This window comes from Rhodococcus sp. NPDC057014 (assembly GCF_042673295.1).
Lineage (GTDB): Bacteria > Actinomycetota > Actinomycetes > Mycobacteriales > Mycobacteriaceae > Rhodococcus_F.
On record NZ_JBHUSF010000005.1, the window covers coordinates 15647 to 29132 of the forward strand.

Sequence of the window (13486 nt, forward strand, 5' to 3'; positions counted from 1 at the left end):
TGAAGGACACCGCAACCGTTCACGTCCACGTGACTTTCATGGACAAACCGTTCGGCTATCGCGAACAATGTGTGGGTGGACACGCGGCGCCTGCATCTCCTGCTCGAGCTCTCCCGCCTCGGCTCGATGCGTGAGGTCGCCGAGACACACCGGCTGACCACCTCGACCGTCTCCCAGCAGATCGCCGCGCTGGCGAAGGAGACGGGTGCGCAGCTCGTCGAACCGATCGGCCGCCGGGTGCGGCTCACCCCGGCCGGTCGCCGGCTCGCCGATCACGCCGTCACCATTCTGGCCGCCGTCGACGCCGCCCGGCTCGACCTCGACCCCCACGCCGAACCGGTCGGCACCCTGCGCGTCGGGGGTTTCGCGACGGGCATCCGGGTGTCGCTGCTCCCCGTCGTCGCCGAACTGGCGCACACCCACGCGCAGGTGGACGTGGTGATCAGCGAATACGAGCCGGTCGAGGCGTTCGCACTGCTCGCCGACGACGAACTCGATCTCGCCCTGACCTACGACTACAACCTGGCGCCTGCGTCGCCCGGCGCGGCGCTCGAGGCCGTCCCGCTGTGGTCGACGGCCTGGGGACTCGGCGTCCCCACAGCCGACGCGGTCGAACCCGCCGACGTCGCGGCGTATGCCGATTCGCCGTGGATCGTGAATTCCCGCAACACCGCCGACGAGGACGCCGTCCGCACGCTGGCCTCGCTCGCGGGGTTCACACCGCGGATCGCCCACCAGATCGACAGCCTCGACCTCGTCGAGGACCTCATCACCGCCGGCTACGGCGTGGGCCTGCTGCCGGCCAACCGTCCCACCCGAGAAGAGGTCACCGTCCTGCCGCTCGGCAACCCGAAGGTGGTGCTGACCGCGTATGCCGTGACCCGTCGCGGCCGGTCCACCTGGCCGCCGCTGCGGTTGGTCCTCGACCGCCTCGCCGCACAACGGACAAACTCCCCACCCACTCAGCGGCAGGTGGGGAGTCCGGGGTCCTAGCGTGACGCGACGGCGGACGCGGCGTCCTTCAGGGTGCGGGCCGCGACCTGCAGCCCTTCGAGCTGTCCGAGTTCGACGTCCTCGTGCTCGATGTTGACGGCCATGTCGGGGTCGACGCGCTGCAGCGCCGCGAGGAACCGCGACCAGAAGTCGACGTCGTGTCCGCGGCCGACGGCGACGAAGTCCCATGCCGAGTCCTCGGGCCACTTGTTGACCACGTGCCTGCCGCCGAGCCCGGTGGGGTTCTGGTCGGCGGGGATCCGGGTGAACCGGTCGTCGAGGACGCCGTAGATCGTGCAGTTCTCGTTGATCCGGGTGTCCTTCGCCGCCGCGTGGAAGACGAGGTCACCGAGCCAGTCGACGGCCGCGACCGGGTCGATGCCCTGCCAGAACAGGTGCGACGGGTCCATCTCGGCACCGACGTTCGTCGCACCGGTCTTCTCGACCAGACGCTTCAGCGTCGGCGGGTTGAACACCAGGTTCTGCGGGTGCATCTCGATCGCGACCTTGACCCCGTTCTCGCGGGCGAGCGCGTCGATCTCCGTCCAGAACGGCACCGCGACCTGATCCCACTGGTAGTCGAGGGAATCGAGATAGCCGCTGTCCCAGGTGTTCACGTGCCATGCCGGCCACTGGCCGCCCGCGTGCGCGGCGGGCAGCCCGGACATCGTCACCACCCGGTCGACACCGAGCAGGCCCGCGACGCGGATGGCGTTGCGCAGGTCCTCGGCGTCCTCGACGCCGACCTCGGGGTCGGCGTGCAGGGGGTTGCCGTTGCAGTTCAGGCCGGCGATGGCGACGCCGGTCTCGTCGAACACCTTCAGGTACTCCTGCGGCGACACCTCGCCGGAGAGGAGTTCCTTGACGGGCAGGTGCGGGGTGGGCAGGAACCCGCCCGCGTTGATCTCCGCGCCGTCGAGCCCGAGGGACGCGATGGTCTCCAGGGCCTCGCGCAGGCTGCGGTCGTGCAGGATGGCGGTGTACACACCGAGTTTCATGAGGGTTCCTTGCGTGGTGGGAAGAAGTTGCGGTTCAGGGGTTTTGCGGCTCAGCCGATCTTGACGGCTGCCCCGTTCGCACGGGCGGACTCCGCGACCGCGGTGACGATCTGCATGCCGCGCAGGGCGTGAGCGAACGTCGGCAGCGGGCCGAGGATGTCGATGCCGGCGATCTGGTCGAGGAAGGCCCGGGCCTGGTAGGCGAAGAACTCGGCCTTGCCGTGTCCGACACCGCCCGCGTCCATCGGCAGGCCACCCTGGATGTACGGGTGCTGCGGTCCGACGATCACCCGTCGCTGACCGTTGACGGCGGGGTCGATGCCCTCGCTGGACACCGAGAATTCCGCGGCGCGAGCCAGATCGAAGGCGGCGGAACCGGACGTCCCGAACAACTCGAATCCGAGCCCGTCCGGAAGCTGGTGCGCGACACGGGAAGCGGAGAACGTGCCGACCGCGCCGTTCTGGAAGCGCGCGGTGAACGTCGCGAGGTCCTCGTTCTCGACGGGCGCCATCTCCCCGGTGGTCTCGGCCTTGGTGTGGCCGTACGTGACTCCGGCAGGCACGGGACGCTCCGTGATCACCGTGGCGAAGGTCGCGCCGCTGATCTCGACGATGGGACCACACACGAACTCGGCCATGTCGAGCAGGTGGCTGCCGACGTCCGCGAGCGCGCCGGTGCCGGGACCGCCGCGGTGCCGCCAGGTGATCGGCGAGGCGGGGTCGAGGCCGTAGTCGCACCAGTAGTGCCCGTTGAAGTGGATGATCTCGCCGAGACGCCCGGTCGCGAGTTCGTCCCGGATCGCCTGGATCGCGGGTGAGCGGCGGTAGGTGTATCCGACGGTGGCGATCGTGTCGGCGTCCGCCGCCGCCGCGACCATCGACTCGGCGTCCGCGATCGACCCGGCCAGCGGCTTCTCGCACAGCACGTGCTTTCCGGCGGCGAGGAGCCCCTCGACGATCTCCCGATGCAACTGGTTGGCGACGACCACGCTCACCGCGTCGATGTCCGGGGATTCGGCGATCGCCTGCCAGCTGTACTCGGCCCGCTCGTAGCCGTACCGCTTCGCGGTGTCGTCGGCAACGGCCTCGTTGGTGTCGGCGATCGCGACGAGACGCACGTCCGGCCGGTCGGTCCCGAACAGGGTCGACGCCATGCGATATCCGGCGGCGTGCGCTCGTCCGGCCATGCCGCCGCCGATGACGGCGACACCGATCGAGTTGGAGGTCATGAGTGAAGCCTTTCGAGAGGGTGAAGAAACCGGCGGATGTCCTGTCCAACTAGTTCGGTCTATTTGACCGGTCTAGTACGACTACTATGAGCTGAGTCACGCCACGGTGTCAAGCCCGGTGCCGAGCGACATGCGCCTACGCGTCGGAGCAGACGGGAACACCCGCCGAGCGCCCTGCAGCCTCGGCGGGTGGGATAGTGAAAACTAGTGCGTCAGTGCATGTTCCCGATCAGGACACGTCGGACCGGGATCCTTCCACCGGCGCGGGCGCCGGTCCGGTGGTCCGGCGCGGGACGAGCCGGGGCCGGAGAACGGTCGCGATCGATTCGGTCCTGCCGCGGTCCAGCCGCTCGATGACCGCGTCGACCGCCGTGGCGGCCTGCTCCCGCGGTTGCTGATTGACCGACGTCAGATCGATGTGCGCGAGCTGAGCCAGGAAGCTGTCGTCGTATCCGGCGACGGAGACGTCCTCGGGAATCCTCACGCCCCGGCTCCGCAGTTCGCTGATCAGCCCGATGGCACTGCGGTCGTTCGCCGCGATCACCGCGGTGGGTAGCTGGGACCGCTCGAGCAGAGTGTGCGCCGCGACCGTCCCGGCGTTGTCGGTGAAATCGCCCTCGACGACGTCGACGTCGAGGCCGTGACGGCGCATGGCGCGGCTGTAACCCGATCTCCGGTCGGCCGCGATCGTGCCCGCACCGCCACTGAGGTGCGTGATCTGCCGATGACCCAGTTCCACGAGATGATCGACGACGGTACCGATGCCCTTGCCGTCCGCAGTGCGCACGACGTCCACCGAGCTGTCACCGACGCGTCGACCGACCACGACCACCGGCAGCCGCTCCCCCAGCCCGTCGAGAACGTCGGTGTCGAGTTCGGTGCCGAGCAGGATCAGCGCCTCGCAGCGGAAATCGAGCAGAGTGTCGACCACCTTCTGTTCGGCATGGGTCGGAGTGAGCGCACCGAGCACCACCTCGTACCCGTTCTCGTCGGCGGCGGCGACGAGGTACTCGACCATCTCGGCGTGGAAGCTGTTGCGGATGTCGGCCATCACGCCGACGAGGTGGGTGCGCCGAAGCGACATCAGTGCGGCGGTCCGGTTCGGCCGGTAGCCGAGCTCGTCCGCGACCTCGAGGACGCGTTTCCGCGTCTCGGCGCTCGGTCCGGCGACGCGCCGAAATACCATGGAGACCAATGCCTTCGACACACCCACTCGATCGGCGATGTCCTGCATCGTGACGGCCTGCCGGGGCATCTGAACGGAACCGCCGCTCCGGGAATCGTCGTCGCTTCGCATGTGCGGACCCTTTCGCTCGCCGGGCACGAGGCACACCCAGGGTATCCGACACGGACCGAAGTACTAGACCGGGCTACGTCCCCGATCGCGGCCCTCAGGGCAGAGTGTGGGCATGGATTCACGTGAGGGCGGCGACGCGCTGGGGATTCTCGCCGACGCGATGACCGGCGAACGGTCGGTCGACTCGGCCGCGGTGCGCGAGGCGCTCGAGCAGGTCGCGGCCGGTCCGGCCGACAGGGCGGCGTTCGCGGAGAAGGTGCGCAGGCACCAGGTCGAGCTGACCCGTTTGCGGAGGCGCGAACGCGAACTCGGGGTGTTGTTCTCGAGTGCCCGCGAACTCGCCGAACTCCGTGACATCGACGCACTCCTCGGACGGCTGGTGAGCCGCGCCCACGAGATGATGGGCACCGACGTCACCTACCTGTCCGAGTTCGATCCGGCGAACCGGGAACTGAACGTCCGCAAGACCGTCGGCTCGGTGACGCCGCAGTTCCAGCACCTGCGCGTTCCCCCGGGGATGGGACTGGCCAGCCAGATCGCCGATTCCCGAGCTGCACAATGGGTTCTGCGTTACCAGGACTACGCGGAGGGACCGCACGAAGATCTGATCGACGACGCGGTCTCCGCGGAGGGAATCGTGTCGATTCTCGGGGTGCCCATGCTGTCGGACGGCCGCGTGCTCGGCGTCCTGTTCGCCGCCACCCGCCAGGAACACACGTTCACCCCGGACGAGATCGCCGTACTGTCCGCGCTCGCCGATCACGCATCGGTGGTGCTGCAGACCGCGAGCACCCTCGACCAGGTGCGCAGGTCCGAGGACGAGGCCCGCGCGGCGCTCGACCGCCTGACCGACTATCTGCAGGTGCGGGACCGCTCCACCGTGGTGCACCAGGAACTGATCGAGGCGGTTCTGATCGGTGGCGGATTCGAGCAGGTTGCAGGCACTCTCTCCACCGCACTCGGACGCACGGTCACGATCGTCGACCGGGAGTTGCATCCCGTCGCCTCCCACCCGACGGATGCCGACCCACAGTCCGTCCAGCTGTCGCAGGTCGTGCGGGATGCCATTGCGTCGAGCCGCACCACCGGCCACTGCGTTCGCGTCGACGACCCCGGAACGCCGATCGTCGCCGCCGTCACCGCGGGCGAGTTGTATTTCGGCGCGGTACTGGTCGGAGCCGGGGACCTCGAACTCGGCCCGGTCGACGAGCGCACCATCGAACGCGCCGCGCAGGTCGGCGCACTGCTGGTGCTGCAGCAGAATGCGATGGCCGACGCAGACCTGCGGGCCCGCGTCGAGTTGGTCGCAGACCTGCTCGACCCGGCACCCGAGCGGCGCCGCGACCTGGAACGACGGGTACGCGCCCAGCGAGTCACCCTCGCCGCCCTCGACACCGTCGTGCTGATCTCGGTTTCGGCCGAGAATCGTGCCACCGCCGCCCGCGCGGCCACCGCCTTCGTCGGCGATCACGGTCTCGTCGGGGAACATGCGGGCGTGGTCGCGATGGTTCTCACCGCCACCGCCCCGCCCGAGCTCACCTCGGACCTGCGCAGCCACCTACGCGAAATGTTGCACGGTCCCGTGCTGGCGATCACGACACCCCGGGCGGAGTCGCCGGACGCGCTCCCGGCCCGATTCGAGTCCGGGCTGCGCACCTCCCGACTACTTGCCGCGCTCGGCACCACCGACGCCGCGGTCAGCACCGACGCGTATCTGCCCTACGCCCTGCTGTTCGACACCGATGCACGGACCTTGAACGCGTTCATCGACGCGACGATCGGGCCGGTACGCGCCTACGACGACGGCAAGGGAACGGACCTCCTCGCCACGTTGCGTGCATTCGTCCGCAACGAGGGAAGTCCGACGAAGACGGCGCGGGCCCTCAACTACCACACCAACACGATTCTGCAGCGCCTGAACAGGCTCGAGATGCTGCTGGGGCCCGAGTGGCGCAGCGACGAGCACCTGTTCCGAATCTCGGCGGCGGTGCGTCTCGACGAACTCAGGGGACAGTGATGGTCACACATTCCTGACCGAAAAACATGTGCGATGAGTACATGTCGGGGTCGTCGGTGTGGTCCTACTGTGTGAACCGAAGCACAGAACAGGGTTGCCGTCGGGGCTCACCACACGCCCCCGCCCGTGAGTACGTGGAGGAACACAGTGCCCGTCAACAGCCGCATCCCGGGTCTCAAGGATTCCAGCGCGCAGCAGCGCCGCACCGTGATCGCCGAGAGGACCGGCCTGTCCGAACTCGACGTCGCCGTCTTCGATCCCGGCCAGGGCCTCGGCGTCGATCAAGCAGATCACATGATCGAGAACGTCGTCGGGGTCATGGCGATCCCGGTGGGCGTCGCCACCAATTTCACCGTCAACGGGCGTGACTACCTCGTCCCGATGGCTACCGAGGAGCCGTCCGTGGTGGCCGCCGCCAGCAACGCCGCCAGGATGGCGCGGGTCCGCGGGGGCTTCCACACCTCCAGCACCGATCCGGTGATGCAGGCCCAGATCCAGATCCTCGACTGCCCCGACCCCGAGGCGTCCCGGCTGCGGGTGCTCGAGGCACGCACGGAGATCATCGAACTGGCCAATGCCCAGGATCCGATGCTCGTGCGATTCGGCGGCGGCGCCCGCGACCTCACCGCGCGACTCGTCCCGACGCGCACCGGCGTGCACGTGGTGGTCCACATCCACGTCGACGTGCGAGATGCCATGGGCGCCAATGCCGTCAACACCATGGCCGAGGCGATCGCTCCCCGGCTCGCCGAAATCTCCGGCGGGCGTTCGTTGCTGCGGATCCTGACGAACAAGGCGGACCTCCGCATCACCCGGGCCCGGGCCGTGTTCGACAGGGATCTGCTCGGCGGCGAAGAGGTGGTCGACAACATCGTCCATGCGTCCGCGCTCGCCGAATCCGACCCCTACCGCGCAGCGACCCACAACAAGGGCATCATGAACGGCATCACCGCCGCCGTCCTGGCCACCGGCAACGACACCCGCGCCGTCGAGGCAGGCTGCCACTCGCATGCGGTCGCCGAGGACGGCCGGTACACGGCGCTCTCGCACTTCGAGAAGACAGCGGACGGTCACCTCTCCGGCACCCTCGAGGTGCCGATGGCCGTCGGACTGGTCGGCGGCGCCACCAAGGTGCACCCCGTCGCGCAGGCGGCGGTGAAGATGCTCGGCGTCTCCACCGCCTCGGAGCTGGCGGACGTGATCGTCGCGGTCGGGCTCGCGCAGAACCTGGGCGCCTGCCGGGCGCTGGCCGCCGAGGGCATCCAGCGCGGCCACATGAGTCTGCACGCCCGCACCATCGCCGCCTCGGCCGGCGCCACCGGCGACGAACTCGATCTGGTGGTCACGCGGCTCATCGACGACCAGCGCATCCGGGTCGAGCACGCGGAAAAGGTGCTCGCCGACCTCCGTTCCGGACACTGACATGACCACCCCCGCGAATCCCGAACCCGTGTGGCGTCCGGCGCCCCACGCGTTCGCCGACCCCGCGCTTCCCTCCGCGGTCCGCGTCTACGAAGTCGGACCGCGCGACGGGCTCCAGGCCGAGTCAACCCTCGTCCCCACCGCGGTCAAGGCCGAGTTCTGCCGTCGGCTCGTGTCCGCCGGGGTCCGATCACTCGAGGTGACGAGTTTCGTTTCCCCGAAATGGATTCCGCAACTCGCCGACGCCGAGTCACTCATGGCCGAAGCCGACCTTCCCGACGACGTCCGCCAGGTCGTGCTGGCCCCCAACGAGCGGGGGCTGGAACGGGCACTTGCCGCGGGCGCCCGGGAGATCGCCGTCTTCGTCAGCGCCACCGAGACGTTCGCCCGGAAGAACCTGAACACCTCCGTCGCCGGGGCGCTCGACAACGCCCGGCCGGTGGTCGCGGGTGCGCGCACCGAAGGAATCGGCGCCCGTGGCTACATCTCGATGTGCTTCGGCGATCCGTGGGAGGGACGGGTCGATCCCGGCCGTGTCGCCGACATCGCCGCGGAACTGACAGGCATGGGATGCACGTCGATCTCGCTCGGTGACACCATCGGCGTCGCCACCCCCGGCCACGTCCGAGCCGTGCTCGACGCCGTCGTGGCCGCCGGTGTGCCGGTCGACTCCATCGCCGGACACTTCCACGACACGTACGGCCAGGCACTCGCCAACGTCCACGCCGCGCTGATCGCGGGAGTCACCGAATTCGACACCGCGGCGGGAGGCCTCGGCAGGTGCCCGTACGCGAAGGGTGCCACCGGGAACCTCGCCACCGAGGACCTGGTGTGGATGCTGCACGGCCTCGGCATCAGCACGGGCATCGACCTCGATACCCTGACCGACACCTCCCGCTGGATGACCGGGCACATCGGCCGTCCCAGCCCGTCTCGGGTGGCGACGGCCCTGACCGCCGCACTCTCCTAGCGCACGACACCCCTCACACGGAAGCACAGACGATGTCCATCGAAAGCCAGCCCGCCTCGCAGGCGCCCCCGCCCACCGACGATCAGACGCCTCGGCCTCGTTACCTCGAGGTGTGGGGCGACACGGCGGCCGGGCGAGATCTCGCCGTCTCCGTCGTCATCGGTATCGTCGTGAGCGTCTGCGCGCTCCTCGGCGCCACCGCGTTCTTCAACTCCTTCGTCACGGATTCGTCTCTGGCAGACGCGTATGCGCTTCTGGTCGGCATCGCCGCATGCCTCGTCGCGGGCGTCGTCAGCGGGAAGCTGTTCCGCCCCAAGCGGAACATCGCCGTCGACTCGTCCGAGGGCGACAAGGTCGGCGACGTGATCCGGGTGCTGCAGGAGGAACGTCAGGGGCTGGGGTCGGTCAGCGACCTGCCTGCCCAGACGGTCCAGGAATTGAAGGATCTCGACCTCTACGACCGGTTCGCCGAGGCGGAGACGCACGGGACGGGCGGACGACCATGAGCGTGCTGTTCACCAACGACGTCCTCGTCGCGATCGCGCTCGGCGTCATCGGCGCGGTCGTGTTCTCCCTGATCGGGCTCGTGTCCGGGACCGACGAGACGGCCACCATCGCCCCGCTGACGCTGCTGGTCATCCTGCTCGGCGCCCCGCCCGCGGCGGTATTCACGTTCTTCCTCGCCGGCGCCGTCGCCAAGCACATGACCCACGCGGTGCCCACCACACTGCTCGGCATCCCCGGCGACACGATGGCCGTGCCGCTGATGCGCGAGGCGCGGTTGCTGCGCAGCCTCGGCGTGCCGCACATCGCCCTGCGCAAGGCGATCTCGGGTGCGATCATCTCCGCATTCATCGCCGTCCCCGTCGCGGTGCTGTTCGCCACCCTGCTCGCACCGGTCGCCGACACCGTCCAGTCGATCGCGCCCTGGTTGTTCCTCGTCGCCGCTGTCGCGATCGCCTACACGTCGCCGGGCAAATGGTCCGGGGTGGCCGCGCTCGTGCCGTTCGTGGTCCTCGTCCTCGCGCTCAAGTCGCTGACGAAGAGCTACGACGTCTCCCTCAACATCAGCTATTTCCTCGGCATCGCGGTCGGTCCGCTCATCGCGGACCTGTTCCTCGTGCTGGGTGCGTCGGGACGAAAGGACATGGCCCGCAAGGAACCGGCGACGGTGTGGCTCGCTCCGGAGATCAAGGGGTGGAACGGGTATTTCCCGAACCCGTTCCGGATGCTCGACCGCAAACAGACGGCGCACGTCGCCGCGACGGCGACCGTCTCCAGCGCCACATTCGTCTTCAGCCCCGTCGCGATGACCGTTCTCATGGGTGAGGTCGTCGGATCCCGGGTCAAGCAGGGCTACCACCGGTTGACGTCGGTCATCGCCGCCCGCAACGGGACCACCGAATCGACGTACATCGCCGAAGCGCTCATCCCGCTCATCGCGTTCGGCCTGCCCCTCAGCCCGGTCGCGGCAGGACCGGCCGCTCCCCTGTTCAACGCGCCACCGGTCTTCACCACCGACGACGGCACCGGGCAGATCCGCAACCTGTCCACGGCACTGACCAACTGGGAGTTCCTGCTCTACGGTCTCGGTGCGGTCGTGATCGCCGCGATCATCGCGTACCCGTTCGCGATGAACTTCGCCCACCGCGCCGCCACCCTGGTCGTCCGGTACGTCAGCCACGAGGCGATCATTGCCACGTTCACCGGCCTGGTCGTCGTCATCAGCGTGTGGGAGGGCGGCATCCTCGGGCTCGCCGTCACCCTCACTGTCGGACTCGTCGGCGGTCTGCTGTCGCGGGCGTTCAAGATCCACGCCGGTGTCCTGTTCATGGGGTACTACGTGGCGGTCCTCAGCGTCCCCGCCATCCTCGCGCTCTGACCGCGCCGGCTACGCGGTGACCAGGTCGATGGAGACACCGGTTCCCTGAGGATCGACCACCGCCGCGAGAATGGTCTGCTGCGTCTGCGTCAGGTGCTCGGCGCAGGCTGCGGCAGCGGCGGCCCCGTCGCCGGAGAGGATCGCACGGCACATCGACAGATGCTCGGCCAGCGAGACGTCCAGGCGGTCGGGGCGGGAGTGGGCGATGTTGCGCAGCCGCTCGGTGTGCGGACGGAGTTCGGCGATCGAGCGGGCCAGCTGCGCGTTCCGGGTGTGCGCGATGACCGCCTGGTCGTAGGTTTCGGTGAGTGCGTAGTAGCGATCGCGCCGGTCCTCGGACGGCTCCTCCCGGGAGATCGCCTCGAGTGCTTCCGCTACCTCTTCGAACTGCTGCCGGGCCGCGGAGTCCCGGGCGACGGTCTCGGCGACCATACGCGCCGCGGCCGCCTCGAGCAGGATGCGTAGTTCGAAGAGGTCGCGGACGCTCTTGATGGAGATGGGGGCGACCCGGGCGCCCTGCCGGTCGACGAGCGTGACCAGCCCTTCCGCTTCGAGTCGAAGGAAGGCCTGACGGACGGGGGTACGGGACGCCGCGTACCGCGAGCCGACGTCGAGAGCACTCAGCGATTGCCCCGGCGACAGAACCCCGTTCAGGATGTCCGCCCTGAGCTGCCCGTATACCTGTTCGCTCTTGCTCTCGCCCGCCATGCATACATTCTAACGTTCGCAATGGCATCGGCTAAGGTATACGTTAATGCACACCATCGAAGAACAGCATCCCGACAAAGGCGCCCGATCGTGAACGACGTGCACGCCCCCGAACGGACCGTGCCGACGCGCGCATCCCGACTGCGTCGTCACGGACTCCGATGGGCCGCACTGATCGCACTCTCGGCCGGCGGCTGGGCCCTCGGCGAGAGCATCGGACTCACGGCGGCCGGCCTTTTCGCGGCCCTGATAGTCGCGGCGGCCCTGGCCGTCACCGGACGGGGTCCGTCCCGAGTGCCCCGCCCGCTGGGCAAGCTTGCCCAGGGCGTGCTGGCCAGTGCGGTCGGACTGATGGTGCACCGGGAGACGATCGCGGCCCTCGGCTCGCTGTGGGTGCCGGTGGTCTCGATCGCGGCCGCGACCCTGGTGATCAGCGTGGCGGCCGGCGCCCTCCTCGCGCTCCATCGTGACGTGGACGCGGTGACCGGATCCCTGGCCATGACGGCGGGCGGCGCCACCGGTCTCGTCGCGATGGCCCGCGAACTCGGCGGCGACGACCGCATCGTCGCGGTGGTGCAATATCTCAGGGTGGCGCTCGTCGTCGTGTCGATGCCGATGATCGTCACGTTCGGTTTCCGCGCGGATACCGGTACCGGAACGGCGACGGCCACCGACGGCGGCGGCGCCGAATGGTATGTGGCACTGCCGTTCCTGGCACTGTTCATCGTGGGCGGCACCGCTGCGGCGTCCCTTCTGAGACTGCCCGCACCCGCGACGTTGGGGCCGCTGGCGGTGAGCGCCGGATTCGAACTCGGCGGCTGGAGCGACGCGGTCTCGGTCCCGCCGATGCTGATGACGGCCGCGTTGATCCTCATCGGCTGGCAGGCCGGGCTCGCATTCGACCGGGCGAGCTTACGGGCGATCGGACGGATCCTGCCGTACGCCGCGCTGCTCACCTTCCTGGTCGGGGCGGCGTGCGCGGGCCTGGGCATCCTTCTCGCCCACCTCACCGGCGCGAGCCTCCTCGAGGCCTATCTCGCCACCACCCCCGGCGGTCTGGCGGCGGTGCTGGCCGTGTCGGCCTCCACCTCCTCCAACGTCACGTTCGTCGCGGCCGCGCAGGTGCTGCGGCTGATCATCATGCTCGTCACCACCCCGATCATGGCGAAGGCATTCGCCCACTTCAGTTCTCGGCGCCGCCGCGCCCGTAGACCCGCGAGATGAACGCGTCGAGGTTGTCGCGAACCCGCGCGATCCTCTCCTCCGGTTCGAGATCCTCGCGGTACTGCCTGCCCAGCGCGGGCGACTTCTTCCGGCGCGCGTACAGCGAGCAGGCGAGGTCGGCGCACATGTACGTGCCGATCGAGTTGCCCCGGCGCCCGGACTCCCCCGACTTACGCGCAGTCATCAGCGAGACGCCGCCATTTGCGTGCGTGGTCATGCAGACCGTGCACATCTGCGCGCGGCGGTAACCGCCCGTCTCGTAGCGCAGCGCCACGCCGACCAGTCGACCCTCCCGCGGTACGACGACATAACAGCGGCCGGGAAACGACGGGTCGCTCCAGCCGAGGAAGTCGAGGTCCTCCCACGGCCGATCGTCCAGGTCACGAGGTACCGGCAGGCGCTTGGCGTCGCCCTTGGAGCAATTGATGAACGACGAGCGAATGTCGTGTTCGGTGACAGGTTCCATGACGAAAAGAACTCCTTCTGTCGACGGGTGGACAAAGCCTCGTGACACTACGGACCGCGACAGCGGCGGGCAACGGATTTTCGGCATTCCACGTTGCGCGGACGCGCCCCCGTGCAGGCAAACGAGAACCATTTTCGGAAAAACCTGAATACGGTTGAGTAATTCTTCCGATAACAGGGAAAAGGTATGTTTCTGACAGTGAATGTGGAACACTGGTCTGATCGGAACCCAAGCCGAGAAACGCTGTAACCACGGTGCGAATCGACGGGTGCGGGGCCGG

General features: G+C 68.7%; 12 protein-coding genes. 7 read left to right on the plus strand and 5 right to left on the minus strand.

What is annotated here, in order from left to right; translation table 11 throughout:
* The first annotated feature begins 75 nt into the window (after positions 1–75).
* Positions 76–993: a LysR family transcriptional regulator gene (locus ACFTZB_RS01825; protein ID WP_378429832.1), complete on the plus strand. Its 918-nt coding sequence runs from the start codon at positions 76–78 to the stop codon at positions 991–993.
* On the opposite strand, the gene ACFTZB_RS01830 is transcribed toward ACFTZB_RS01825, so the two are convergent.
* The 3 genes from ACFTZB_RS01830 to ACFTZB_RS01840 form a co-directional block, all read right to left on the minus strand.
* Positions 990–1991 carry a sugar phosphate isomerase/epimerase family protein gene (locus ACFTZB_RS01830; protein WP_378429833.1) on the minus strand — a complete coding sequence of 334 codons (1002 nt, stop codon included), beginning with the start codon at positions 1989–1991 and terminating at the stop codon, positions 990–992. The genes ACFTZB_RS01825 and ACFTZB_RS01830 overlap by 4 nt on opposite strands.
* Positions 1992–2041: 50 nt before the next feature.
* The gene (locus ACFTZB_RS01835) at positions 2042–3220 is read right to left on the minus strand and encodes a Gfo/Idh/MocA family protein (RefSeq protein ID WP_378429834.1); all 1179 of its coding nucleotides are present in this window, start codon (positions 3218–3220) and stop codon (positions 2042–2044) included.
* A gap of 229 nt (positions 3221–3449) precedes the next feature.
* A complete protein-coding gene (locus ACFTZB_RS01840; protein ID WP_378429835.1) occupies positions 3450–4517 on the minus strand; it encodes a LacI family DNA-binding transcriptional regulator in 1068 nt (355 codons plus the stop codon).
* A gap of 112 nt (positions 4518–4629) precedes the next feature.
* Between ACFTZB_RS01840 and ACFTZB_RS01845 the strand changes: the two genes are divergently transcribed.
* From ACFTZB_RS01845 to ACFTZB_RS01865, 5 genes are all read left to right on the plus strand, one after another.
* Positions 4630–6534: a helix-turn-helix domain-containing protein gene (locus tag ACFTZB_RS01845; protein ID WP_378429836.1), complete on the plus strand. Its 1905-nt coding sequence runs from the start codon at positions 4630–4632 to the stop codon at positions 6532–6534.
* 147 nt (positions 6535–6681) lie between these two features.
* On the plus strand, positions 6682–7956 hold the full coding sequence (locus tag ACFTZB_RS01850; RefSeq protein ID WP_378429837.1) for a hydroxymethylglutaryl-CoA reductase, degradative: 1275 nt from the start codon (positions 6682–6684) through the stop codon (positions 7954–7956).
* A gap of 1 nt (position 7957) precedes the next feature.
* Positions 7958–8926: a hydroxymethylglutaryl-CoA lyase gene (locus ACFTZB_RS01855; protein WP_378429838.1), complete on the plus strand. Its 969-nt coding sequence runs from the start codon at positions 7958–7960 to the stop codon at positions 8924–8926.
* Positions 8927–8958: 32 nt separating this feature from the next.
* Positions 8959–9432: a hypothetical protein gene (locus ACFTZB_RS01860; RefSeq protein ID WP_378429839.1), complete on the plus strand. Its 474-nt coding sequence runs from the start codon at positions 8959–8961 to the stop codon at positions 9430–9432.
* On the plus strand, positions 9429–10808 hold the full coding sequence (locus ACFTZB_RS01865; protein ID WP_378429840.1) for a tripartite tricarboxylate transporter permease: 1380 nt from the start codon (positions 9429–9431) through the stop codon (positions 10806–10808). Before ACFTZB_RS01860 ends, ACFTZB_RS01865 begins: the two co-directional genes overlap by 4 nt.
* 9 nt (positions 10809–10817) lie before the next feature.
* On the opposite strand, the gene ACFTZB_RS01870 is transcribed toward ACFTZB_RS01865, so the two are convergent.
* Positions 10818–11516, minus strand: coding sequence for a GntR family transcriptional regulator (locus ACFTZB_RS01870; protein WP_378429841.1), 699 nt, complete (start codon positions 11514–11516; stop codon positions 10818–10820).
* Between the two features lie 90 nt (positions 11517–11606).
* Here ACFTZB_RS01870 and ACFTZB_RS01875 point away from each other — a divergent pair, with 90 nt between their 5' ends.
* Positions 11607–12740: an AbrB family transcriptional regulator gene (locus ACFTZB_RS01875; RefSeq protein WP_378429842.1), complete on the plus strand. Its 1134-nt coding sequence runs from the start codon at positions 11607–11609 to the stop codon at positions 12738–12740.
* On the opposite strand, the gene ACFTZB_RS01880 is transcribed toward ACFTZB_RS01875, so the two are convergent.
* Positions 12700–13206 (minus strand): FBP domain-containing protein, encoded by a 507-nt coding sequence (locus tag ACFTZB_RS01880; protein WP_378429843.1) that lies wholly within the window; start codon positions 13204–13206, stop codon positions 12700–12702. The two genes, ACFTZB_RS01875 and ACFTZB_RS01880, sit on opposite strands and share 41 nt — an antisense overlap.
* Positions 13207–13486 lie beyond the last annotated feature (280 nt).